The sequence below is a fragment of the Caldicoprobacter faecalis genome, assembly GCF_900115765.1.
GTDB classification, from domain to species: domain Bacteria; phylum Bacillota; class Clostridia; order Caldicoprobacterales; family Caldicoprobacteraceae; genus Caldicoprobacter; species Caldicoprobacter oshimai.
Window position 1 is genome coordinate 46,212 of sequence record NZ_FOXR01000008.1, and the last position, 23,511, is coordinate 69,722.

The window sequence follows — 23,511 nt, forward strand, 5'->3', positions numbered from 1 at the left end:
TACCTCCATTTTTTCATCATCACCAAAATATTACAACTAGATGATATAGGATATCAACCATGCGATACATAAAAAAATTAAAATTATGTACATCAAAGGCAAAGCCTTCTTGAAAACGCGTTTACAGAAGCGCAATACAAGAAGAGGGTGATATACCTGCAAGATACAGTGCAATGCTTCCCTGTACTCCCTATTCTCGGGCGCCATGTTGACGGCCTGTTGAATGTTGTTGTAACCTTCGGTATACAGCCCCTTTTCCCATAACGCTATGCCATTGAGATAGTACCACTGCGCAGTCTTTATCGGCAGAGCAGCCAGTGCAGCTTCAGCCTCTTCAATCCTCCCATGCAATATGAGGTCACGTATATTCCGATATACACCTGCCTCGGTATCATACGTCCAGGGCGGCTGCCAGCCGCCCCTCAATTTACTTTTGCCACTCACCTTTGTATTGCTTAAAATGGGGTTAGGCACATCTATCGGTTGAAATCCCTTTAAAATCTTACCCCTTACTATTATATTTAAATTGCCTTCATTTAAATCCCCTTGTTCAACGCTATAGCCTTTTTGTTGCGCTTCACCTTGAGTATCCGTCGTCTTATAGGCCGGCGCTTTCCACAACGTCCCCGGCACTTTAACAATCTTCATCCCTATACCCCCGTATTTTCGTTAAGCCTACCCACATCCAATATCCTTATTCTGGCTGCGCTTTCTTTTGCCTTTTATGCTTATACATCTCATACCTTCTCTTCCCTTCTTCAAAAGCCCTCTTTTCCTCCTCGGTTTCCAGTATCAGCCTCGGCACCTCTACCGGACGCCCGTGTTCATCCAATGCCACCATGGTGAAAAATGCTGTAAGAGCAGTTATGGGCGGCTGATCGCTGCTTAAATCCTCTACCTCTACACGCACAGCTATTTCCATAGAGCTCCTTCCCACGAATACCAGCTGACCTTTACAGGTCACTAGCTGCCCTACAAATATAGGCTGATAGAATTCCAGCTCGTCCACCCGCGCCGTCACCACATTTCTCCTGCAGTGCTTCCTGGCTACCACATATGCCGTATTGTCCATCATCTTCATTATTTCGCCGCCGTGGATATTGCCAGCCGGGTTGGCCTGCTCCGGCAGTACGATCTGCGACATTACGGTCCTTGAATATGAGACAGGTTTTGCTTCCACCACTATCACCTCTGCATATTAGTTTGTTTAACGCTCGTCATAGTTCTTAGTTTGTGTCACTTTCATCTGGCTAAAATAGTGCTAAGCCTAAAAATCTTTCCTCGCTGCAAAACTTTAAATATTGAGTTGGCCTATGCTAAGAATTATATACCATGGAGATAAAAATTTAAACGGGCATTTGCGTTTTAACGTCATTGACATGGATCTTTACATGGTGTATCTTAGATTTTGTATACTTGAAGCATTCAAATAAATAGTTCAAGCAACCGAAAGCATACTGTAACCATTAAACGCACAGGGAAGGTGAAAGCAAATTGCAGATTAAATGGCTAAAAGGTACCGATGACCTTACAGACGCATATAAGATACGCTTCAAGGTGTTTGTAGAAGAGCAAAATGTACCTGCCGACATTGAGATAGATGACATCGATGGCATAGCTCATCACCTTGTGGTATACCAGGATGGCATTCCAGTGGGAACGGGCAGGGTATTTGAGCAGGGCGGCCGGTATTATCTGGGTCGGATCGCCGTTCTGAAGGAGTACAGAAAGCAACACATAGGCTCCCTCATAGTCAAGCTGCTGCTCCAAAAAGCCTTTGAATGGGGCGCAGAGGAAGTGCACATCCACGCCCAGACCTCTGCACTGGAATTTTACAAAAAATTAGGGTTCATCCCTTATGGCGAACCCTATGATGAAGCCGGAATTGGGCATATCAGCATGGTGGCTTATAGAAAAAAATAACAGTTTAAACAACACCAGAAAGGAACTAAAAACTCTCGTATTTATAAAATCACTGTGCTAACTGATTCTCGTAATACCCGCAATGAAACAACTTTCTCTCCTACTTTAAGGTTAAGCATCGAATCATAGGTGTCAGTATTAGCAACCACCACTACAGCAGTCCCATCTGGATTCTCAAACGCAACCACATCAAAATTTGGTGGAACATCGAGTTTCCTTACAATTATTCCATACTTTTCCTTAAAAAGTGTTGCATTTAATATTGCAATTTAGATATATATACAAGATACAAAACATCTCTACTCCTTTCACGTCACCCCTCTTCCGCCAACCTCTTTGCCAGCTTGACCGCACTGTTGGCATCTTCGGCGTATCCATCGGCCCCTATTTCATCGGCAAACTGCCGGGTGACCGCCGCTCCACCCACCATGAACTTGCACTTGAGCCCTTCCTTCCTGGCCAGTTCTATCACTTCTTTCATATAAACCATGGTTGTGGTCATGAGGGCTGACAGCCCAATGATCTGAGCGCCGGTTTCCTTGGCCTTCTCGATTATGGTCTCAGCGCTTACATCTTTACCAAGGTCAATGACTTCAAATCCATGATTCCTGAGCATGAGCGCCACTATGTTCTTCCCTATGTCATGTATATCACCCTTGACAGTGGCCAGTATCACCTTTGTCTTTTTTGCCTTTGTAGAAGCACCGGCAGCCTCTTCCTGGAGCAGGGGTTCAATGTGCTCAAAGGCCTTTTTCATAGCCTCAGCGCTCATAAGCAACTGTGGAAGGAAGTACTCTTTCCTCTCAAACAGCTCACCTACATGGGTTATGGCGGGTATAAGATATTCATCCATCAGGATCCGCGGAGATATGTCGCGGGCCAAAGCATCCTCTACTATGGACACAATGCCGTGATGGTCGCCCTTAACCACGGCATCAAAAACCTGTTGCGCGGCTTTTTCCTTCTCTGCAGCTTCGTTCAGCGTGCCCTTGACAACATCATCCCTACCGGCAGCCCTACTTTCTGTCTCTTTCAATATACCCCCCAATACACCCTCAGTAGTGTGGGCAGCGCTACCATCAACACCTTGTTTAACAGTTTTTTGGCCATCTCGGCCGCCTTCATCAGCACCTCCAGCAGCGCCGTCCTGATACTGCGACCTACCCTTCTCGGCGTTATACTCCACTGATCTCGGCCTGTCATCTCGCACCTTTATCCGACTATCGCCTCGTTCCCTGACGGCCTGTGTGAAATACTTTATATATTTCTGGCTGTACACGTCTCTACCCAGCAGCACTTCAGAGGCCATTTTAACGTTCATCACCGGCTGGTTCAAGGGATTGACTATAGCCATGGTAAGCCCCTTGCCCATCGCCATGGCCAGAAAAGCCGCATTCAGCCATCCCCTTTCGGGCAGCCCAAAGGACACATTGGATAGGCCCACTATCGTATTGCATCCAAATCTGTTGCTGCACCAGTCTATTAAACTCAAGGTCTCAACTGCCTGCCCCTGGTTGGATGAAACCGCCATCACCAGCCCGTCAACCACTATGTCTTCCTTTTGATACCCTAGCAGTGCAGCACGTTCAAATACTTCTTCTACTACCTTTTGCCTCTCACGAGCCGTCAATGGCACGCCTTCATCGGTAAGCGGCAGGAGTATGAACATGGCGCCGTATTTGGCTGCAACGGGCAATAGCTTCTCTATCTTGTCCTTTTCAAGGGATATGGAATTGACAAGGGCCCTACCTGGATAGATTCTGAGCCCCCTCTCCAGCGCTTCAATATTGGAAGAATCCAGGCACAGCGGCGCATCTACCGCTGTAACCAAGGTATCTATGACGTCCACCATCGCACTTGCCTCATCAATGCCCGGCATGCCTACGTTGACATCCAGCATATCGGCCCCTTTTTCAACCTGTTCTACTGCAAGCTGGCGGACGTACGCATAGCGCTTTTGCTTTAAAGCCTCCTGCAGCGACGGCTTTCCTGTGGGATTTATCCTCTCGCCCACCACAACAAAGGGATTACCTGCTCCAATGAATACCGTCTTCCTGGCCGATGTGACCGGTGAACCTTGATGTTTTGATGGAGGCAGCGGCTTTATCCCCTCTACATTTCTCGCAACCTCGACCACATACTCCGCCGAGGTGCCACAGCATCCGCCTATCAAATTGGCCCCCACCTGTGCCAACAGGCTGGCATACCGTCCAAACTCTTCTGGCCCCATCTCAAATACCGTCACGCCATTCGCCAGCTTTGGCAGCCCTGCATTAGGTTTTGCTAGCAATGGCACTTTAGCATAAGGCTTCATATGCTCTATAATGCTCACCATCTTGTCAGGGCCAGTGGAACAGTTACACCCCACCACATCCGCACCCAGGCTTTGAAGGGTAATAAGTGCCGTGACCGGATCAGTACCAGTCAGTGTCCTCTCCCCTTCCTCAAACGTCATGGTGACCCATACTGGAAGGCCGCAACTTTCCTTCACCGCCAGCAAAGCCGCCCTGGCTTCCTGAATGTCGGTCATGGTCTCTATAATAAACAGGTCAACTCCTCCCTCGAGCAATCCCCTTACCTGTTCCTTGTAAACCTCTACCGCCTCTTCAAACGAAAGGTCACCAATAGGATGAATATACCGCCCTGTACTTGATATATCTCCAGCAACAAGAGCATGCCCCCCAGCCGCCTGCCTGGACAGCCGGGCCAGCTGGCGGTTTATATCTATTACTTTATCCCCCAGCCCAAATTCCTCCAGCTTTATGCGGTTGGCACCAAAGGTAGCTGTATATAGCACACGGGCACCGGCTTCAACATAACCCTTCTGTATAGCCAACAGGACATCAGGATGCTCCAAAGCCCACAGCTCGGGGCACATCCCCGGCGGCATCCCTTTTTTCTGAAGCTCGGTACCCATAGCCCCGTCCAGCACTATAACCCTTTCATTCATCAACTGCTTCAAAGTCGTCCAGTTCATACTCATCCAACCTTTCTTTAATCCATCTGGCATTCAATTTTGATTCTAGCATCTCCGTATCCTCTTTAGGCTTCTTAAAGTAAGCTTCCCTTTAAAACCCTGACCACCATATTCACCCTGTTGAAGGGCGTTATCAAGTATAGACCGTCAACATGCTGCTTTATATTATTTATCAGCTCAACCGCTATCTCGATCCCCACCTCTTCAGCTTCCTGCCTGTCCATATCCGGCCTAAAACGCTCAATATAATGGGAAGGTATGGATATCCCCGGTATCTCGTTGTTCAAAAACAGAGCATTTTTGTAGCTCACAATGGGCATAACCCCACCCAGGATTTTAACCTTTTCCCTGGCCTTGAGCCTGGCCAGATACTCTATGACCTCAGAAGCAAAGACGGGTTGCGTGAGGAAAAACCGGGCCCCATTTTCCATTTTGCGCTCCATTCTAGATATCTCGGCATCCCTGTTTTGAACATTGAGATTCAACGCCCCGCCTACTATATAAGGATCCTGGCTGAAAAGCTCGTTGTTCATCTCCTGTATAAGGGCCATGAGCTTGAACGAGTTCAAATCAAACACGCTTTTTACAGAGCTCTTTTCGGCACCCGGTATGGGATCGCCGGTCACAACCAGCAAATTACGTATCCCTTCCACATACCCCGCAAGTAGCAACGACTTGAGGCCAATTAGATTATGGTCCCTGCAGCACAGATGGGGTATTACTTCTATGCCCACTTCCCTCTTTATCTTGGCCGCCAGCATCATGGAATTCAGTCGGGGTCGAGCCAGAGGCGAATCGGCCACGGTAACTGCATCGACGCCGTTTTGCTTTAAAACCGCGGCCCCTTCCATAATCTTTTCCACACTCACATCAAAAGGCGGGTCAAGCTCGACCACAACCGGGAATTTTCCCTCAACAAGCTTGGTGTAAAAATCATTTTTTCCCATAGTAATATGCCAGACCTTGCGTACAGGTGCAGATGCCCTACGCTTCTCCCCCGCAAACTCGGCCAGCTTGTCCCGCATCTTGCTTATGTGCAGCGGCGTGGTCCCGCAACAGCCGCCTACTATCTTTACGCCCAGCCTGGCCACATCCATCATGATGTTTGAAAAATACTCGGGATTACGGGTATACACCGTTCTTTGATGAACAATTTCGGGATAGCCGGCATTGGGCATAACCGATACTATATCCCCCGAAAAGTCAAAAGCCCTTATGTTTTGATAAAGGTGCGCCGGCCCGGCACCGCAGTTAAAACCGTACGCATCAATATACGGTATGGCCTTTACCTCTTTAATGATCCTGGAAATGCTTATGCCCTTTCTGGTATAGCCGTCAACCGTTGTGGCAAACTGAACCAAAATAAAAGCCTGACTGTTTTTGCTCTTTATATACTCGGTAACCTCACGTAAATAATCGGTACTGCTCAGGGTTTCCAATACAAATATATCGGCTCCCGCTTCAATAAAGGCATCTACTATGAAGCGGTATTCATCCAAAATGAATTCGGGGTCCACTTCCTTTTTATCGGCCGTCATCTCGGGTATAGGTCCCATATCTGCTGCAACAAATACCTCTCTGCCCCGTGCAGCCTGCAGTGCAATCTCATAACCCTTTGCTATGATCCGCTTTACTTGATCTCTGGAAACATCCAGTGCCAAGGTATTTGCAGAAAAAGTATTAGTCCTTATTAGCCTTGCTCCCGCCTGGATATATTCAGCATGGATAGCCTTGACGACCTCTGGCTCTGTCTCATTGGCCAGCTCCGAAAAAGCGGCATCCTCACCGGTTATCTGCGAGTAATAGGTCCCCATGGCACCGTCGGCCAATAGTATATTGTCCTGCAAGTACTCCTTTATCATGGTTTAATACTCCTTTATCACCATTACATCCAGCAGATATTATTATCCATTTTACCTTAAATGCTTTGACAAATACAAGTACAAAAATCCTATTCCTCATCAACCCCCGTTTAAACCAGGACGAGATTGTTAGCAAGTAAAATTAACCCTTTGGAGAACATCATAAAACGACCTATATGCCACTATTACCACATTATAAAGAATAAACCTCTTTGCAATAAATGCAAAGGGGTTCCAAAATTCGACAAAGTTTTTGCTCAATTTACCCAGTTACTCCTTCTCATTATATCTCCTTACGGGTTAATCCTTATACTTAAAAAGCACCCTGACTCCTTGCGGCGTATCCTCAAGTATAATTCCACGGGCCCTAAGTTCATCCCGTATCTGATCAGCCAGTGCCCAGTTCTTTTCCTTGCGTGCCTGCTGTCTCTTTTCAATCAAAGCCTTAATCTCCGGGTCAAGCTCCTGCCGGGGATCCTTTCGCAAAAGACCCAGGACGCCTGTCAGCTCATCCAAAAGCGCATAGGCCCTCTCCACAGCCTGCTTTGAACTGCTGGCACTCAGCTGAGAGTTTATATCCCTTACCATATCAAAGATGGCAGCCAAGGCATCAGCGGTATTTATGTCATCATCCATTGCCTCTTCGAATTTAACCTTATAACCTGCAAGCCTTTGGATGAAATCTATCTCTTCTTCCGAAAGCTCCCTTTCAACAGCGTTTTCCATCATATGCAAGAGATTGGCCTTGCAGTTGTACAGGCGTTCCAAGGCGCTCTGTGCCTGCCTAAGCATATCCTCACTAAAGTTTATAGGATTGCGGTAATGGGCCGAAAGCATGAAGAATCGCACCACTTCCGGATCAAACTGCTTGAGTATATCACGAACAGTGAAGAAGTTGCCCAGCGACTTGGACATTTTCTGGTTATTTACATTGATATATCCGTTGTGCAGCCAGTACCTTGCAAAAGGCTTGCCGGTAGCCGCCTCGCTCTGAGCGATCTCGTTTTCATGATGGGGGAATATGAGGTCCTGGCCGCCGGCGTGTATGTCAATGGTCTGCCCCAGGTACTTCATGGCCATCACCGAGCACTCTATGTGCCAGCCCGGCCTTCCCTTGCCCCACGGGCTATCCCACGCGGGCTCGCCCGGCTTCTGGGCCTTCCACAGCGCAAAATCCATGGGATTTCTCTTGCCCTCTTCCACCTCCACGCGCGCTCCTGCTTCCAATTCCTCCAGCTTCTGACCCGACAGCTTACCGTACTCCGGGAAAGCTGATGTATCGAAATATACGTTGCCGTTTACCTCATAGGCCACACCCTTTTCAATCAACTTCCTGATCAAAGCTATCATATCGCCAATGTGCTGGGTAGCCCTGGGATGGAAGGTTGCCCTCTTTATGCCCAGGGCATCGGCATCTTTGAAGTACTCATTGATAAACCGGTCTCCCAGCTCCTTTACGGTAATGCCCTCTTCATTGGCGCGCTTGATCATCTTATCGTCTATATCGGTAAAGTTTTGCACAAACAGCACCTTATAGCCCTTGTATTCCAAATACCTTCTCAAGGTATCAAATATGATGAAAGGGCGAGCGTTGCCTATGTGGAAATAGTCGTACACCGTCGGCCCACAGGAATACATGCGCACTTCCCCTTCATGTAAGGGAACAAATTCCTCTTTTCGCTTTGTAAGCGTATTATACAACCTCATTTTTCCACCTACCCTCCAATTCCTCTATTTTCTTTTCCAATGCACTGATTCTATTCAATATTTCTTTAATCTGCTCAGCCACCGGGTCAGGCAGGCGTACCTGATCCAGGTCAATCTCATCTCTGGCGGATGCAACGCGCTTGTTATCCTTTTTAACTATCCTTCCCGGCACACCTACCACCGTACAATTTGGCGGTACCTCGCTTAGCACCACGGCATTGGCCCCAATCTTTGAATTATCGCCTACCTTAAAAGGTCCTAAAACCTTGGCTCCGGCGCTTATCACCACGTTGTTCCCTATGGTGGGATGGCGCTTTCCGGTCTCCTTGCCAGTCCCACCCAAAGTGGCACCCTGATATATAGTCACATTATTCCCTATCTCAGCCGTTTCCCCGATCACCACGCCCATTCCGTGGTCTATAAACAACCCCTCGCCAATTTTTGCGGCGGGATGTATTTCTATACCGGTGATAAATCTGTTAAACTGCGAGATGAGCCGCGCTATAAGCTTAAAACCCTTGCCATAAAACCAGTGCGCTATTCTATGCAATAGGATAGCATGAAATCCCGGATAACACAATATAACCTCCAGAGCGTTCCTGGCTGCAGGGTCCCTTTCAAGTACAGCTTGTATGTCCTTGCGAATTCGGTCAAACATGATTCTCCCCCCTTTTGCGGAATCTTTTACCGTTAAAAATAAAAGCCTTCATCCCTGGATTCAGAGACGAAGGCTTCCGCGGTTCCACTCTGATTGGGCATGCTCCTTCAAGCAATACCCCACCTCTATCGCCGTAACGTGGCACAAACGGTACCCCCTACTCGGCTACGACGCTTTCGGGGATACAGCTCCCGGGCGCACTTTCAGCACGTCCTGTATCCAGGGCAACTCTCAGCGCAGCCATTGCCCCTCTCTGTGGATTTGACATGCCTACTCTTCCCGTTCACAGCCGTTATCTTTTTTTATTTATACCACACCTCATCTACTTAAAACTATTTTTATCGTGGTAATTCATTATATTACATTTCCCCTAAACAAGTCAATGGTGGCATCTATCTGCCCAACAATTGACTTTGCTGCAAAAACCTCACTGACAGCATATTCACTTGATAAAACAGCGCTTAATTTTCAATCTTTCGCTTACTGTTATCTTGGCTTCAAAATTGCGGATCTCATTTTAAGCAGCAAAATAGACTTTTTACAGCAAAATCACAAATTCCACTATATATGACATAACGGCTACACCCCTAGCCTTTCAATGAGACTTTGAAGCCAATTTATAAACCGGCTGATAACGTCCCATATGCGCTGAAGCAATCCCTTGTTTTCCTCCACAGTCCTCCGTATGTCGTCCAAACGCTGTGTGATGTTTTCCAGCTGTGTGGTTATCCTGTCGATATCCAAATCCAGCTTGCTTATCTTTTCCATGAGCTCAATAATCCTATTGATCTGTTCCTCAGTGAGCTCTATATTGAGATCTTTGGCAATCTGCAACACTATCTTCTTGATGTCTTCGGGATTTTTGACCCTCTCCCGAATTACTCTTTCCTTTATCTCCTTGATGAGAGCCGCAGCCTTATCCTTACCGATGTCCTCACCCAGCTCGCCGGTAGTTACCAGCTCTTCGTTTGCAACCTTCTTGGCCTCTTCATCCAGCTCTTTGCCCGATACCTCTTCAAAAGCCTTCATTATGCCGGTGAGCGCCGCGGTGCCTGACACCATAAACGGGGCCGCAGCCACTACCCGGGCGTTCTCCACCCCGGCTGTGGCCATGGCATTGGCGTACATCTCCTTTGTGACCCAGCTTATGTTGTAGGTCTCCACCATCAGACCTTCTCCCTCTGGCAAAGGCTTGACATAGGCACAGGATATAGCCCTGGTTCCTATCTTATCGTCCGAGACAAGCCCTTCCAAATAGTCCCGCTCCTCCTGGTTGGTCACCTTTATTATCTTTACCTCATCGGCCTTTACGCCGAACAGCTCCAGCATCTGCTCCTGCTGTTTTTCGTTTAAATCAGCCCCCAGGCTCACCACTTCTTCCACTTGAGCCTGCACACAAGCCAACTGGCCAATCAGCAAAGCCACAGCACAAAAGCACGCCGTTATCCACTTTTTCATCTAAAACCCTCCCATCGGCATTATTGAGAATATACCCGGACAGCATGTAACACGCAAAGCATATTGGCCCGCATATTCAAACCGAACCTGTTTTAATACCCAGACAAACCCACCTGATATGTGCTTACAAATATTATACGAGTCGGAAGGCGAAATAATTCAGCTCAATATTGAAGAGGATTTAAGCCAGCAGAACCACAGCATAGGCAGCTATGCCATCCCCGGCGCCTATAAACCCCAATCCCTCTGTGGTAGTCGCTTTAACACTGACCCTGTCGGGCTGAATGTTAAGCTCGCGAGCTATATTCTCCCTCATCTGTTCAATATAGGGTGCTATCCTGGGCCTCTGAGCCACCACAACCGAGTCGATATTTTCTATACGGTATGACCTTTGCGCTATGAGCTCGCCCACCAAGCGCAGCAAAACCAGGCTAGATATCCCCCTGTATCTTTCATCGGTATCCGGAAACAGCTTGCCTATGTCCCCCATTGCTGCCGCGCCAAGCAAAGCATCCATTACGGCATGGACCAGGACGTCGGCATCTGAATGGCCTTTGAGCCCTTTTTCAAAGGGGATAAAAACCCCGCCCAGAATCAAATCCCTGCCTTCTACCAGGGGATGCACGTCATAACCCATTCCTATCCTCATACCAACCCTCCAGCAATAAATTCACGTGCCAAAATCAAATCCTCCCGCGTCGTAATCTTTATATTGCAATAGCTGCCCATCACCATTTTAACCGGATGCCCCAGCCGTTCCACCAGTATCGCGTCATCGGTCCCACAAAATCCATCCTGTAGGGCCTTCTCATGGGCCTCCCATATGAGGTGATATTTAAAAGCCTGGGGCGTCTGCACCTGCCACAGCTCGCTCCGCGCAGGGGTGCACACCACAAACTGCTGCCCATCCACCTTCTTTATCGTATCCTTGACTGGGACGCCCACCACAGCCGCCCCATATTTATCGGCCGCACAAATGCTGTCCTGTATCATCTGACCCGTGACAAACGGCCTGACCCCGTCATGGATCACCACTATATCAACATCCTCAAACCTCACAAGAGCTTTGAGGCCGTTATACACCGACTGCTGGCGTTCCTGTCCGCCCTCCACCACCAATACGGGCTTTTTAAACCCATATTTTCGTACTATGTCATTTTTAACATGCTCAACGTCAGAAGGCGCCACCACCAATACCATGGCTTCGATAACTGGCTGCTCATCAAACGCCTGAAGCGCATGCACAACCACCGGCTTGTCACCCAGCATCAAATACTGCTTGCTAACGCTGGTACCCATTCGCTTGCCCTGTCCAGCTGCTACTATAATGGCATAATTTCTTCCTTTCATGTTTTTAGATTCATTCCTCCCCCTGCCATATACGATACGCCCGCTAAACTCGCATTTGGTCGATACAGCCTATTATTAACCTATCTATTAAAAGACAGAGTTTCATAGAAACACGGCAGAAATTAGACAACTTCCTTTGTCTAATACAGTATACAAAAAAAAGCAACGGAATACAATCCGCTGCTTGAGAATTAAACCTTATTCTCCCTTTGACCATCCTATCAGCTTACCTTATCCACCGGTTTAGGCTTGGCAAATATCATTCTACCTGCTGCCGTCTGAAGTACGCTGGTCACCAGCACACCTATGGTCTCGCCCACGTGTTTCTTGCCTCCGTCCACCACGATCATGGTACCATCGTCCAGATAAGCAACACCTTGCCCCACTTCTTTGCCGTCTTTGACAACCTGCACCACCATCTCTTCGCCAGGCAGGACTATGGGCTTCATCGCGTTTGCCAGCTCGTTAATGTTAAGCACGGCCACACCTTGAAACTCAGCCACCTTATTCAAATTGTAGTCGTTGGTAATGATCTTGCCGTTCAAAATCCGGGCCAGCTTAAGCAGCTTGGTGTCAACTTCAGCGACGTCATCAAAGTCCTTCTCATAAATCTCTACCGGGATGTCCAGCTCTTTCTGAATGCGGTTAAGTATGTCAAGGCCGCGCCGTCCACGATTGCGCTTTAGAACATCTGAAGAATCAGCTATATGCCTTAGCTCTTCCAGCACAAAGCTGGGGATAACCAGTGGGCCCTCTATAAACCCGGTTTTGCATATATCGAATATCCTGCCATCGATTATGACGCTGGTATCCAAAATCTTGGGTTGACTGCGGTAACCATCAAGCATGGCCTTATCCTTTGACGTTTTTTTCAATGGAACCAGCCAGTTAAGCTCGTCCCTTCTCTTTATAGCGACGCTTATCCCCAGATACCCCAGCAATATGTAAATAACCACCGTAAGAGGTATTGAAACTCCCGGCAGAGCAATTTGATTTATGGGAAAACTGATGAGGTAAGCGATAAACAGCCCCACAATCAGACCGGCAGCACCCAGTATCACATCGGTTAAAGGCATCTCCTGCAGCTTTTTCTCTATCGCTTTTGTAAATCTCACTGTCAAAGATATGAGCTTGTTGGACGAAACGAAGAGAATAATTGCAAATACAAAACAGCACAGCAAGTACACAACAATATCCTGATATATAGGCATAAACGTTATTCTTTGGCTGTTGAGCAAATTCGTCATCCACCAGGCCACCCCTGTACCTATGACGGCCCCACATGCCGTCAACACTCCTCTAACAACCCTTACCAGCACACCTTCACCTCCTCTTCGGTTATGCCATCCCCCAAAGATCTCACCTCTCCCTTGCCAAGCAGGTCTTAAAAACCAGATCTCCTCTTATCATTATTATTAACATTCTGCCAAATTTTATAAGACCAAATACAGCTTATTATACTCTTGCCTAATATGTTCAATCAGTCGCTTTTTCTAAAATGATACTATCCACCAGTGCAGAAACCTCATCCTCGCTCACATTCGTAGATAGCATCAGTTCGCTGATCAGGAACTGCCTGGCACTGTTGAGCATCTTCCGTTCAGCGGCAGACAAACCTTTTTCTCTATCCCTTAACATTAGGTTCCTTACAACATCGGCAATCTCGTAGATATCCCCACTTTTTATCTTATCCATATTCAACCTGTACCGCTTGTTCCAGTTGGCAGGCATGCTGGTCTGGTCGCCGTTTAAAACATTTATAACTTTATCGACCTCTTCTCTGGATATAACATGCCTTAAACCCATTTGTTCTACATTTTTGGTGGGGATCATCACCTTGATCTTCATTACAGGGAAATACAGCACGTAGTACTCCTGCTTTTCGCCCAGTATCTCCCTTTCTTCTATGCTCTCCACTATACCCGCGCCATGCATCGGATAAACCACCTTATCCCCCACCTGAAAAAGCATAAAAAAAGCCTCCCTTTTAATGCAATATTTTCTTTATTATACCACAAGTTTCTGATATCGTCAATAAAAGCGATATTTTAACACACAGAGAATAGACTTGTCAATATCAACAAAAAAGAAAAAGCCTCTGTCAGTAATTTACAAAAAGGTTTAACAGCCAATACGTTCACAAGATCAATATAACGAAATAAATGGAATGAAGAATGATAGATGAAAGCAGGAGATGGTTTTGCCAATGAAACAGACAATGACAGCTAATGGGGAGCTATACCCATCACCTTACAGCCTCAATTACAACTTAAAGCGGATGAATGTATTTTTATTCAAATGCCCAAAATTACTTCGAGGGCTTCAGAGATGGTCTCGACGCCAATTACATCCATGCCCTTTGGGATGGCAAGGCCTTTCAAATTATCACGGGGTATCACACACTGCTTGAAGCCCAGCCTCAGGCTCTCGTTGATTCTCTTGTCGATATGGCTTATCCCTCTTACCTCGCCCGTCAAGCCCACTTCACCCATCACCACCATCTCGGGGCTTACCGGAATATTTCTGAAGCTGGAAGCAATGGCGGTAACGACAGCCAGGTCAGCGGCCGGCTCATCTATTTTGAGCCCTCCTACCACGTTGACATAGGCATCCTGGTTATACAGCTGCATTCCCACCCTTTTCTCAAGGACCGCCATGAGCAGAATGACGCGGTTGTAGTCAATCCCGGTGGACATGCGGCGCGCCATGCCAAACACCGTGGTGCTCACCAAAGCCTGCACTTCCACCAACACCGGCCTGGTCCCCTCCATGCTGCACAGCACCACCGACCCAGGCACCCCGTGCGTTCGCTCGGAAAGCAAAATCTCAGAAGGATTCAAAATCTGGACAAGCCCTCTGTCTCTCATCTCAAAGACGCCAATCTCATTGGTGGAACCAAATCTGTTTTTCACTCCGCGCAGTATCCTATAGCTGTGGTGCCTGTCCCCTTCAAAATACAAGACGGTGTCCACCATGTGCTCCAGAACCCTTGGCCCTGCGATGGCCCCTTCCTTTGTCACGTGCCCCACTATAAATACGGTAACGCCCTGGTTCTTGGCCAGCTTCATGAGAACACCAGTGGCTTCGCGAACCTGCGTTACGCTCCCCGGCGCAGATGACAGCTGCGGCAAAAATACCGTTTGAATGGAGTCTATGACCAAAAATTCCGGATTCAGTGTCTGGACATGGGACAGTATCACGTCCATGTTGGTCTCAGAGACCAGATACAGTTCTCTGGCCGATATATTAAGGCGGTTGGCCCTCATCTTGACCTGCTTGACGGATTCCTCACCCGAAACATAAAGCACTCTCCCATGCCTGTCGGCCAGCGAGCCGCATACCTGAAGAAGCAAAGTCGATTTGCCGATACCCGGATCCCCACCTATCAATATGAGGGACCCTTTTACAATCCCCCCGCCCAGCACATGGTCCAGCTCTTCAAGATCGGTGGTATATCTTTCCTCGTCCTGTAGAGCTATCTGCTCCAGCGCTTCAGGCCGGGAGTAGGTCACCATGCCCATCTCACCGGCATCACGGCCTCTGAGCTGTATCTCCTCCACAAACGTATTCCACTGCTCACAGGAAGGGCACTTGCCCATCCATTTTGGGGACTCATACCCGCATTCCTGACATACAAATACCTTTCTCGGTTTAGCCATAACCCCTCCACGCATTTTTTATATATCCGGTTGCTCAATAATGCTGACCTTCACTTTATCCTTTCTTTGTGACGGATCGCTTACCTCATACCAGACCACCACGTTACCCGACACACACGCTTTGGACAGCATCCCCTTTTCTCCAGGCTGAGTAAGCCGTGCATAACGATCTATCTCCCAGAAATACAGCATTATCGAATCGTTCTGGGTATAGACAATGAATTTGTCTCCCACTCCAAACAGCCTTCCCACACCTTGTGCAACCACTTTTATGGTCTCACCATCGTCCCTGGTCATCAGCAACCTGGCCCTGGAAGGGTCAAGGTTGTCTAGCCAGGCTATCACCTCTCCGTTGGTCTGGGGATAGATAGCAAATCCCTGTGGGTCTATTATTTGGGGCTCCACCCCTTGAGCCTCAGCCTGTACAGCTGCAACACCATTATCATTCACGCCTTGCACACCCATACCTGTGCCTTCAAGAGCCGCGGTTTCGGCTTGAGCAGTTGCATTTTCTCCCTGCGAAGGCATATCATTCGCAGACATATTGCCTGGCTCACCTGCAGGCTCACTTCCAGCCAATTCTACCGCTGCATCTTGTCCTGTAACTGCCCCAATCGTCAACGCCTTTTTAAGGTCGAGCTTTTTGATTATGCTCCTGCTGGCATCCTTCGGAGATGGATATACCCATACCAACACATCATCATACAATGCAGGAGGGCATGTCCCATATGTCGGATTGTTAAAGCTATCCAGGACAACCGGCTCCCCTGATTTAAAATTATACAGATACAGCCTGTCGTTCTCTTCGTCCTTTTGCTCTACCCATACCAAATTATCTCCATACAAAACCAGCTGCGGTTTGTTCAAATCGCATCGTTTAACTTGAGAGACTTCACCGGTCTTTCTGTTCAATGCGTATATGTAGTTAGTACCGCTTTGATTGGTATCCAACCATACAATCCAATTCTCATTGAACCTGCCCTCGTAGATCTCGCCAAACTTGACCTTGGTCTCGGCAACCTCGGTTTCCTGCCTGGTATCTAGATTATAAAGAAAAAGCCTGGTAAGCACAGGCCCATCGATGCTGGAGGCATTACCAGCCGAATAGAGAAGTTCCCTGCCGTACGGGGTAGGCTCGTTTATTTGCAACATCTCGGTCTCCAAATCCACTGCACTACCTGACAGGTCTATTATAGGAAGCTGCTTCGGTTCTTGTTTATCTTTCTGTTTAGTTATCGGCTCTGCATGAAGATCGGACACCACCTCATCCGATGGACTCTCAATCCCCCTACTCACAACATTATTCTTGGAAACAACCTTAGGCAGCAACAGCCCTAGTGTAATAAGCACCACACATAAGCAGACGATAACCCCCAGTCGCATACTATTTTTACCTAAAATGCGGTTTGACATACTGAGGAACATAAAAACTTTGTTCGCTTTCTTAAGTGGCCTTAATCCCGAACCGGTATGCTTATCCTTCATTGAAAAACCCTTAAAAGAGCCACTCATCCTTGTTTTGAATACAACCATTATGGGCTGTTTCATCTTATATAAAATTCCGTTCCTTAGATTCTTAGCCAATTCCGCAATATTTTTAAAATACATAATACACTCTCCCCTTCACCAACCTTTAAATACAAATATAAAAAACAACTACCTTATTTTAAATATCTATAGAGCGGCATCTTAATATTCTATTTATATTCAACGAGAAGAAGAACAAAACTGATATTGCAATACTGACAAATACACCTACCCAATATATACTCCTTAACCCATAACTATCAATTATCCAGCCCCCAACATAACTTCCTATTATCCCACTTACACCAAAAAATATGGAATTAGCAAAGGTTTGAGCAGTAGCTTTTAACTCGGAGGGTGCTAATTCATCAATGTAATACACAGCGCCATTAGTAAACAAGGCAAATGACGGACCTTGCAGGAGTTGTATAGCAAGCACATGAAAGGGAGTAGTTGATACAAGATATAATGCTTGACGGAGAATAAAAAATATAGTAGAAAACAGTATCAAGTTTATCGGTTTAAATTTCCTAATGAGGATTTTAGAATACAAAAAAATAGGAATTTCACTTATAGCCATTATGGTAAAAACCATTCCAAGCTCTCCATCAGACCCTCCTACCAGCTCCATGAGATTTGGAAGAAAAATAAATGCACTTCTATGAGGAATAATTATAACCATAGCAAAAATCAAAAAAGACATATATGCATAATTTTTAAGCAACCTGGTGAAATTTAAATTATCTACACCATCAGATGATACAGGCCTATCAGTTTTAATCCCTATACATGTAATAACAGTCAAACAGCCCATTAACAACAAAATCGGGAACAACACGTCAGTTGAAAAACTATCTACTAACCTTCCGTATATGTATACCATAACAGCAAAACCAATTGAGCCCCACACCCTAATACTGCCATAATAAAGATTCTTCTCTGTTTTGATACCCTGTATAACCCAGCTGTCCAGCAAAGGTGCAAGGGGCGATTCAAAAGCTGTAACCAATGCTAAAACTATACCTACAAATACAGCTGATGAAATAAATGAGACAGGTTGCAGTAATATTATCGCCGCAGTCAAACAAATGATAAAGACCTTTTTTACAGACTGTATCCGATCACTTACTATACCCCAAAACGGTTGGGCAAAAACAACAACCAGAGAATTTATAGCTACAATCGTTCCGATAATTGTATTGCTAAAGCCCTTATTTCTCAAAAAGACCACTACAAAGGGATAATATGCAGCAAAAGTTGCCCAGAATATAAATTCCAAAACAGAATATTGTAGTTGCTTCGGATGTATACTGCGAATTTTTATTAATAAATTCTTCATAAAAACCCCCATATTCTAAAACGCAGTTCAGATTTGCCTAAATTAAATAAATAAAGCATCATAAATCCAGACTTATTATACCACCAACTTATAAAAAATCCAATATTAAGACAAAATGAAGCCTGGTAAAACAAAAAGGGTCAGGCTTACTGCCTGACCCTTTTTGTTTTACACCGGCACCTGCTTTTTGAATACCAGCTTGTCATCCTCAACGTCCAGAAGCACCTTATCTCCCATTTTGACGCGCCCGGCCAGAATTTCCTCGGACAGCCTATCCTCCAGAGTCTTTTGTATAACCCTCCGCAAAGGCCTGGCACCATACAACGGATCAAATCCTTGCTTGATCATGTATTCTTTGGCTGCCTCGCTGACCTCCAGGAATATATTCTTTTCCTCCAGCCGTTTGGCAACATTCTGTATCATCAAAGACGCGATCTGCCTTAAGTGTACATCCTCCAACGGATGGAACACTATGATCTCGTCCAAGCGGTTGAGAAACTCCGGCCGGAAAGTCTTGCGCAACTCCTCCATTATATTCTCCTTCATCCTTTCGTATTCGGTTGCAGCCATATCGCCTGCCGTGGCAAAACCAAGGGTTTTCTGCTTCCTTATGGTATGCGCTCCAACGTTAGAGGTCATGACTATGACGGTATTTTTGAAGTCCACCGTTCTCCCCTTACCATCGGTAAGACGTCCGTCTTCGAGAATCTGAAGTAATATATTGAACACATCAGGGTGCGCTTTCTCGATCTCATCCAGCAGCACCACCGAGTAGGGCCTTCGCCTAACCCTTTCGGTAAGCTGACCGCCCTCTTCATAACCTACATATCCAGGAGGTGCACCGATCAACCTGGACACAGTGTGTCTCTCCGAATACTCAGACATGTCTATACGTATCATTGCGTTTTCATCGCCAAAGAGGGCTTCTGCCAGGGCCTTGCACAGCTCGGTCTTACCCACACCCGTCGGGCCCAGGAACATGAACGAACCGATGGGCCGTTTTGGGTCTTTTAGCCCGGCCCGTGCTCTTCTTATGGAGTTGGCCACCGCACGCACTGCCTCATCCTGGCCAATGACGCGCTCGTGCAGTATTTCCTCCATCTTAAGCAGCCGTTCGGCTTCAGCCTGTTCCAGCCTCTGAACGGGTATCCCCGTCCAACTCGACACGATTTGTGCTATGTGGTCCTCCGTCACTACCTCGGTATTGGTGGTGTTTTGCGTTGTCCACTTCTCTTTCTCCTTCTCGATCTGTTCGCGGATCCTCTGCTCCTCGTCGCGAATCTGTGCGGCTTTTTCAAAGTTCTGGTTCATGACGGCCTCTTCTTTTTCCTTCTTCAGGTTCTCCAGCTTTTCCTCCAGCTCCTTTATCCTGGAAGGCGGCGTAAAGGCCTGCAGCCGCACCCGGGATGCCGCTTCATCGATCAGGTCAATAGCCTTGTCTGGGAGATACCTGTCGGTTATATACCGTGCCGACAGCTCAACAGCCGCCTTTATGGCCTCATCGGTGATTCTGACCTTATGATGCGCCTCGTACTTATCCCTCAACCCCATCAGTATTTGAACTGCTTCTTCTTTGGTGGGTTCCTCCACCATCACCGGCTGGAATCTTCGCTCCAGAGCCGGGTCCTTTTCCACGTGCTTCCTGTACTCGTCCAGCGTAGTGGCCCCAATCACCTGTATCTCGCCGCGGGCCAAAGCCGGCTTCAATATGTTGGAGGCATCAATGGCTCCCTCAGCAGCGCCGGCACCAATAATGGTGTGCATCTCGTCTATAAAGAGAATTACGTTGTTGGCCTTCCTTATCTCCTCCATCACGGTCTTCAACCGTTCCTCAAACTCTCCACGGTATTTGGTACCCGCCACCATAGCCGACAGGTCCAGGGTAACAACCCTCTTATCGCGCAAAAGCTCCGGGATATTGCCGTCAACAATCCTCTGAGCCAGCCCTTCAACGATGGCTGTCTTGCCTACTCCCGGCTCACCTATCAAAACAGGATTGTTTTTGGTCCTCCTGGTTAAAATCTGGAGCACCCGTTCTATTTCCTTCTCCCTTCCTACCACCGGATCAAGGTTGCCTTCACGGGCCATTTCAGTAAGGTCCCTTCCAAACTGATCCAGCGTAGGAGTATTGCTCCTCCGCCTTTTGGCGGTTCTGCCAGGTTCACCGCCTTCCTCCTTCAATATCTTCATCAGCTGATCTCTAACAGCCTGGAAATCCACACCCAGGTCTTTGAGGATTCGAACAGCCACCCCCTCTCCTTCCCTGAGAAGGGCCAGCAACAGGTGTTCTGTCCCTACGTAGTTGTGTCCCAGATTGCGTGCCTCATAAAAACTGAGTTCCATAACCCGCTTGGTACGCGGGGTATATCCAAAACCCTCGTTGAAATTGAAGGTACCCCTACCAATCAAGGTCTCTATTTGCTTTCTGACCTTATCTGCATCGGCGCCCAGCTGTCTGAGAACCTGCGAAGCAACCCCTTCCTCTTCTCGAATCAGCCCCAGCAACAGGTGCTCAGTACCCACATAGTTGTGTCCCAGAGCACGCGCCTCTTCCTGAGCGTACATCAAAGCCCTTTGAGCCCGCTCGGTAAATCTTCCCAAAAACGCCATTTTTCACCCTCCCTTTCTTTTGTTTTTTATAAACTAATATCCTCCTATCCAACCTTCCTCTGAAAAAACCATCGTCCAAATTTTTACAATACTTTTATTCTTTAGTTTAGTATAAAACAAAGTGTGATTTTTAGTCCTTTATTTTAAAACACCTCTCGTTCCTATTTATACCCTTTGTACCATGGATAAAAACGCCATGTCAGGTAACTTTGCTCAATTCGTTTTTGACCCTATCGGCCCTTGCCACATCCAATTCTTCTGCGCTCGTCTCCCTGCCTATATAGGCCTGAAGGTGTGCCGGCTGGCATTTAACCATCAACTCGTTCAGCATCACAACGTCTATTCCGTTGATGATACCCATGTCCACCCCCAGGCGCACCTGTGACAGCAGGGACATAAATTCCTGCAGGCTCAGCTTTCTGGCATGCGTCAGTATCCCCAAAGACCGCCATATGCGGTCTTCAAACTCCAGCTTGTTGGACTGCATAAGAGCCTGCCGTGCCATCCTCTCATTCTCCATTAGCTGGCGTACAGCAATATTGATATTGCTTATTATCTCCTCCTCTGATGGACCCAGGGTGATCTGGTTGGATATCTGGTAAATGTCTCCCAGCGCCTCACTTCCTTCACCATAAAGTCCCCTGGCAGTCAAACCTACTTTGGAGATGGTCTGCAAAACGCTGTTTATATACTTTGTAGCTACAAGCCCTGGCAGATGCATCATCACCGAAGCCCGCATGCCTGTACCCACATTTGTGGGACAGCTGGTTAGATACCCCAAATGCTCGTCAAATGAGTACTCTATGCTCTCTTCGACGATGTCGTCCACCCTGTTTAAGAGTTCCCAAGCCTTGTCAAGCTGAAAGCCCGGAAAGATGCACTGCATCCGTATATGGTCTTCTTCATTGACCATTATGCTTATCTGCTCATTGTGATTGATGAGAGCAGCAGCTACCTCCGCACGTTCCACCAGGTCCGGGCTTATTAAATGCTTTTCAACAAGTATATATTTTTCCACATCGCTCAAGTTCCTCAAAGAAACGAAGTCAAAATCTCGGCTCAGTATCGAGTTGCTCTCCAGGATGCTTTTTTTAACCATATCCACAGCTTTTTGCAACACTTCTGGGCTTGCTATAGACGGAAAGGGCAGCCCGGCTATGTTTCTGGCAATCCTCACTCGGCTGCTCATGACTATACCGTTGAAAGGCCCGCTTTCGTTTATCCAGCTCATCCAAAACTCCCTCCTTATAGCTGGCCCAGCTGTCTTTCAAGCTCCCGTATCTGATCCCTTAATCTGGCCGCTTCCTCAAAAGCCTCGGTTTCGATAGCCTTCTGAAGCTGGGCTTTCAGCTGCTGAATCTGCCGCTCAAGGCGTAAACCTATCCCCGCCCTTCTGGGTACCTTGCCGGTATGCTTCGTTCCCCCCTGCACCCTTTTAATGACGGGGGTGAGCTCCTCAGCAAAGTACCTGTAGCAGTCCTGGCACCCCAGCCTTCCAATCTTCCTGAACTGCATAAAATCCATACCACAGGCCTTACACCTGGGCAAGCCCTTGCTCTCAATGTGAACGGTAGTCTTATCCATATCCAGGAAACCAGTTAAAAGGTCGTTTATGGAAAAGGGAACAAACACCTTGAAATCCCCTTTTTGCCTTGCACATTCCTCGCACAAGTAAAGCTCTGTCTTATGGTTATTCACTATTTTTGTAAAGTGAACCGTGGCAGGGCGCTTTTGGCATTGTTGACACAGCATTGGATTTCACTCCTTTTTGAACTAAAATCAGGGACGGGTTTGCACCCATTTCCCTTAAATATCAGTTACGCAGCTTTAAAATGGTGGTGAGCATTGCCTTCATGATACTGGCGCGAACGTTATCTTTTAAGTTTGTTGGAATGCCTATCCCTTTGTCCTGTATAGCCGCTTTCATTATGAGCGACTCCCTCTCGGTTATAATGCCCTTATCGAGCATATGATGAATTATATCCTCTGCAGCCTGCTGCGATATGCGGTTGCCTATCCTTTCTTTCAGTAGGTACATTATATAATCATTATTATCCATATCTAAACGGATAATGCGGATGTATCCTCCACCGCCCCTTCGGCTCTCTATATAGTACCCACGATCGAGCGAAAAACGTGTGGCTAATACGTAGTTGATCTGCGAGGGGGCGCACTCAAAATAATCCGCAAGCTCGTTCCTTTGAAGTTCTAGCTGTCCGTTGCTTTCTTCCAGCAGTGCCTTTATAAACTCTTCGATCATATCGCTCAATCGTGCCATCCACATCACCTCTTTGGTTATTGACTTTCTTTGACTTTCATTTTTAATTATAACCAATTATAATAAAAAAATAACATTTAATATTCAAGTAATTACCTCTATTTTAGGCCTTATTTTAAAATTACATTAATTTAACTCGAAAAATTAAAGACTTAAGCCGTTT

Annotated in this window: 19 protein-coding genes, 1 pseudogene and 1 other annotated feature; of the genes and pseudogenes, 1 reads left to right on the forward strand and 19 read right to left on the reverse strand. The window is 47.0% G+C overall.

Features of this window, described 5'->3' with window-relative positions; all coding sequences use genetic code 11:
• Positions 1-36 precede the first annotated feature (36 nt).
• Together BM241_RS04950 and BM241_RS04955 are read right to left on the reverse strand one after the other, a co-directional pair.
• A complete protein-coding gene (locus BM241_RS04950; RefSeq protein ID WP_092282182.1) occupies positions 37-648 on the reverse strand; it encodes a hypothetical protein in 612 nt (203 codons plus the stop codon).
• Between the two features lie 46 nt (positions 649-694).
• Complete coding sequence (locus tag BM241_RS04955; protein ID WP_242948256.1) at positions 695-1,180, reverse strand: acyl-CoA thioesterase; 486 nt, start codon at positions 1,178-1,180, stop codon at positions 695-697.
• Positions 1,181-1,494: 314 nt separating this feature from the next.
• Between BM241_RS04955 and BM241_RS04960 the strand changes: the two genes are divergently transcribed.
• Complete coding sequence (locus BM241_RS04960; protein ID WP_092282183.1) at positions 1,495-1,923, forward strand: GNAT family N-acetyltransferase; 429 nt, start codon at positions 1,495-1,497, stop codon at positions 1,921-1,923.
• A 41-nt stretch (positions 1,924-1,964) separates the two neighbouring features.
• On the opposite strand, the gene BM241_RS13110 is transcribed toward BM241_RS04960, so the two are convergent.
• From BM241_RS13110 to BM241_RS05045, 17 genes and pseudogenes are all read right to left on the reverse strand, one after another.
• On the reverse strand, positions 1,965-2,111 hold the full coding sequence (locus BM241_RS13110) for a glycoside hydrolase family 30 beta sandwich domain-containing protein (RefSeq protein ID WP_169729765.1): 147 nt from the start codon (positions 2,109-2,111) through the stop codon (positions 1,965-1,967).
• Between the two features lie 125 nt (positions 2,112-2,236).
• Entirely contained in the window at positions 2,237-4,900 is a 2,664-nt protein-coding gene (locus BM241_RS04970) for a homocysteine S-methyltransferase family protein (RefSeq protein ID WP_025748542.1), read from the reverse strand.
• A 74-nt stretch (positions 4,901-4,974) separates the two neighbouring features.
• Positions 4,975-6,762, reverse strand: a complete 1,788-nt coding sequence (locus BM241_RS04975) for a bifunctional homocysteine S-methyltransferase/methylenetetrahydrofolate reductase (protein ID WP_092282184.1) — start codon at positions 6,760-6,762, stop codon at positions 4,975-4,977.
• Positions 6,763-7,062: 300 nt separating this feature from the next.
• Positions 7,063-8,469, reverse strand: a complete 1,407-nt coding sequence (cysS, locus tag BM241_RS04980; protein ID WP_092282185.1) for a cysteine--tRNA ligase — start codon at positions 8,467-8,469, stop codon at positions 7,063-7,065.
• Positions 8,456-9,136 (reverse strand): annotated as a pseudogene (gene cysE / locus BM241_RS04985) (serine O-acetyltransferase); the annotation flags it as partial. The pseudogene cysE and the gene cysS, both read right to left, overlap by 14 nt.
• Before the next feature lie 50 nt (positions 9,137-9,186).
• Positions 9,187-9,423: a binding site (T-box leader), on the reverse strand.
• Positions 9,424-9,706: 283 nt separating this feature from the next.
• A complete protein-coding gene (locus BM241_RS04990) occupies positions 9,707-10,585 on the reverse strand; it encodes a DUF1002 domain-containing protein (RefSeq protein WP_025748545.1) in 879 nt (292 codons plus the stop codon).
• 181 nt (positions 10,586-10,766) lie between these two features.
• Positions 10,767-11,234, reverse strand: coding sequence for a 2-C-methyl-D-erythritol 2,4-cyclodiphosphate synthase (gene ispF, locus BM241_RS04995; protein ID WP_025748546.1), 468 nt, complete (start codon positions 11,232-11,234; stop codon positions 10,767-10,769).
• Entirely contained in the window at positions 11,231-11,935 is a 705-nt protein-coding gene (gene ispD, locus BM241_RS05000; RefSeq protein ID WP_025748547.1) for a 2-C-methyl-D-erythritol 4-phosphate cytidylyltransferase, read from the reverse strand. Before ispD ends, ispF begins: the two co-directional genes overlap by 4 nt.
• A gap of 221 nt (positions 11,936-12,156) precedes the next feature.
• Positions 12,157-13,254 carry a PIN/TRAM domain-containing protein gene (locus BM241_RS05005; RefSeq protein WP_025748548.1) on the reverse strand — a complete coding sequence of 366 codons (1,098 nt, stop codon included), beginning with the start codon at positions 13,252-13,254 and terminating at the stop codon, positions 12,157-12,159.
• 157 nt (positions 13,255-13,411) lie between these two features.
• Positions 13,412-13,906 carry a CarD family transcriptional regulator gene (locus BM241_RS05010; protein ID WP_025748549.1) on the reverse strand — a complete coding sequence of 165 codons (495 nt, stop codon included), beginning with the start codon at positions 13,904-13,906 and terminating at the stop codon, positions 13,412-13,414.
• A 323-nt stretch (positions 13,907-14,229) separates the two neighbouring features.
• The gene (radA, locus tag BM241_RS05015) at positions 14,230-15,594 is read right to left on the reverse strand and encodes a DNA repair protein RadA (RefSeq protein ID WP_025748550.1); all 1,365 of its coding nucleotides are present in this window, start codon (positions 15,592-15,594) and stop codon (positions 14,230-14,232) included.
• 18 nt (positions 15,595-15,612) lie between these two features.
• Positions 15,613-17,202, reverse strand: a complete 1,590-nt coding sequence (locus BM241_RS05020) for a TolB family protein (protein WP_092282186.1) — start codon at positions 17,200-17,202, stop codon at positions 15,613-15,615.
• A 58-nt stretch (positions 17,203-17,260) separates the two neighbouring features.
• Positions 17,261-18,460: an MFS transporter gene (locus tag BM241_RS05025; protein WP_025748552.1), complete on the reverse strand. Its 1,200-nt coding sequence runs from the start codon at positions 18,458-18,460 to the stop codon at positions 17,261-17,263.
• A 168-nt stretch (positions 18,461-18,628) separates the two neighbouring features.
• The gene (locus tag BM241_RS05030; protein ID WP_092282187.1) at positions 18,629-21,070 is read right to left on the reverse strand and encodes an ATP-dependent Clp protease ATP-binding subunit; all 2,442 of its coding nucleotides are present in this window, start codon (positions 21,068-21,070) and stop codon (positions 18,629-18,631) included.
• Positions 21,071-21,269: 199 nt separating this feature from the next.
• Positions 21,270-22,301 (reverse strand): protein arginine kinase, encoded by a 1,032-nt coding sequence (locus tag BM241_RS05035; RefSeq protein ID WP_025748554.1) that lies wholly within the window; start codon positions 22,299-22,301, stop codon positions 21,270-21,272.
• Positions 22,302-22,315: 14 nt separating this feature from the next.
• Positions 22,316-22,822 (reverse strand): UvrB/UvrC motif-containing protein, encoded by a 507-nt coding sequence (locus BM241_RS05040; RefSeq protein WP_025748555.1) that lies wholly within the window; start codon positions 22,820-22,822, stop codon positions 22,316-22,318.
• A gap of 61 nt (positions 22,823-22,883) precedes the next feature.
• Positions 22,884-23,348 carry a CtsR family transcriptional regulator gene (locus BM241_RS05045; protein WP_025748556.1) on the reverse strand — a complete coding sequence of 155 codons (465 nt, stop codon included), beginning with the start codon at positions 23,346-23,348 and terminating at the stop codon, positions 22,884-22,886.
• Positions 23,349-23,511 lie beyond the last annotated feature (163 nt).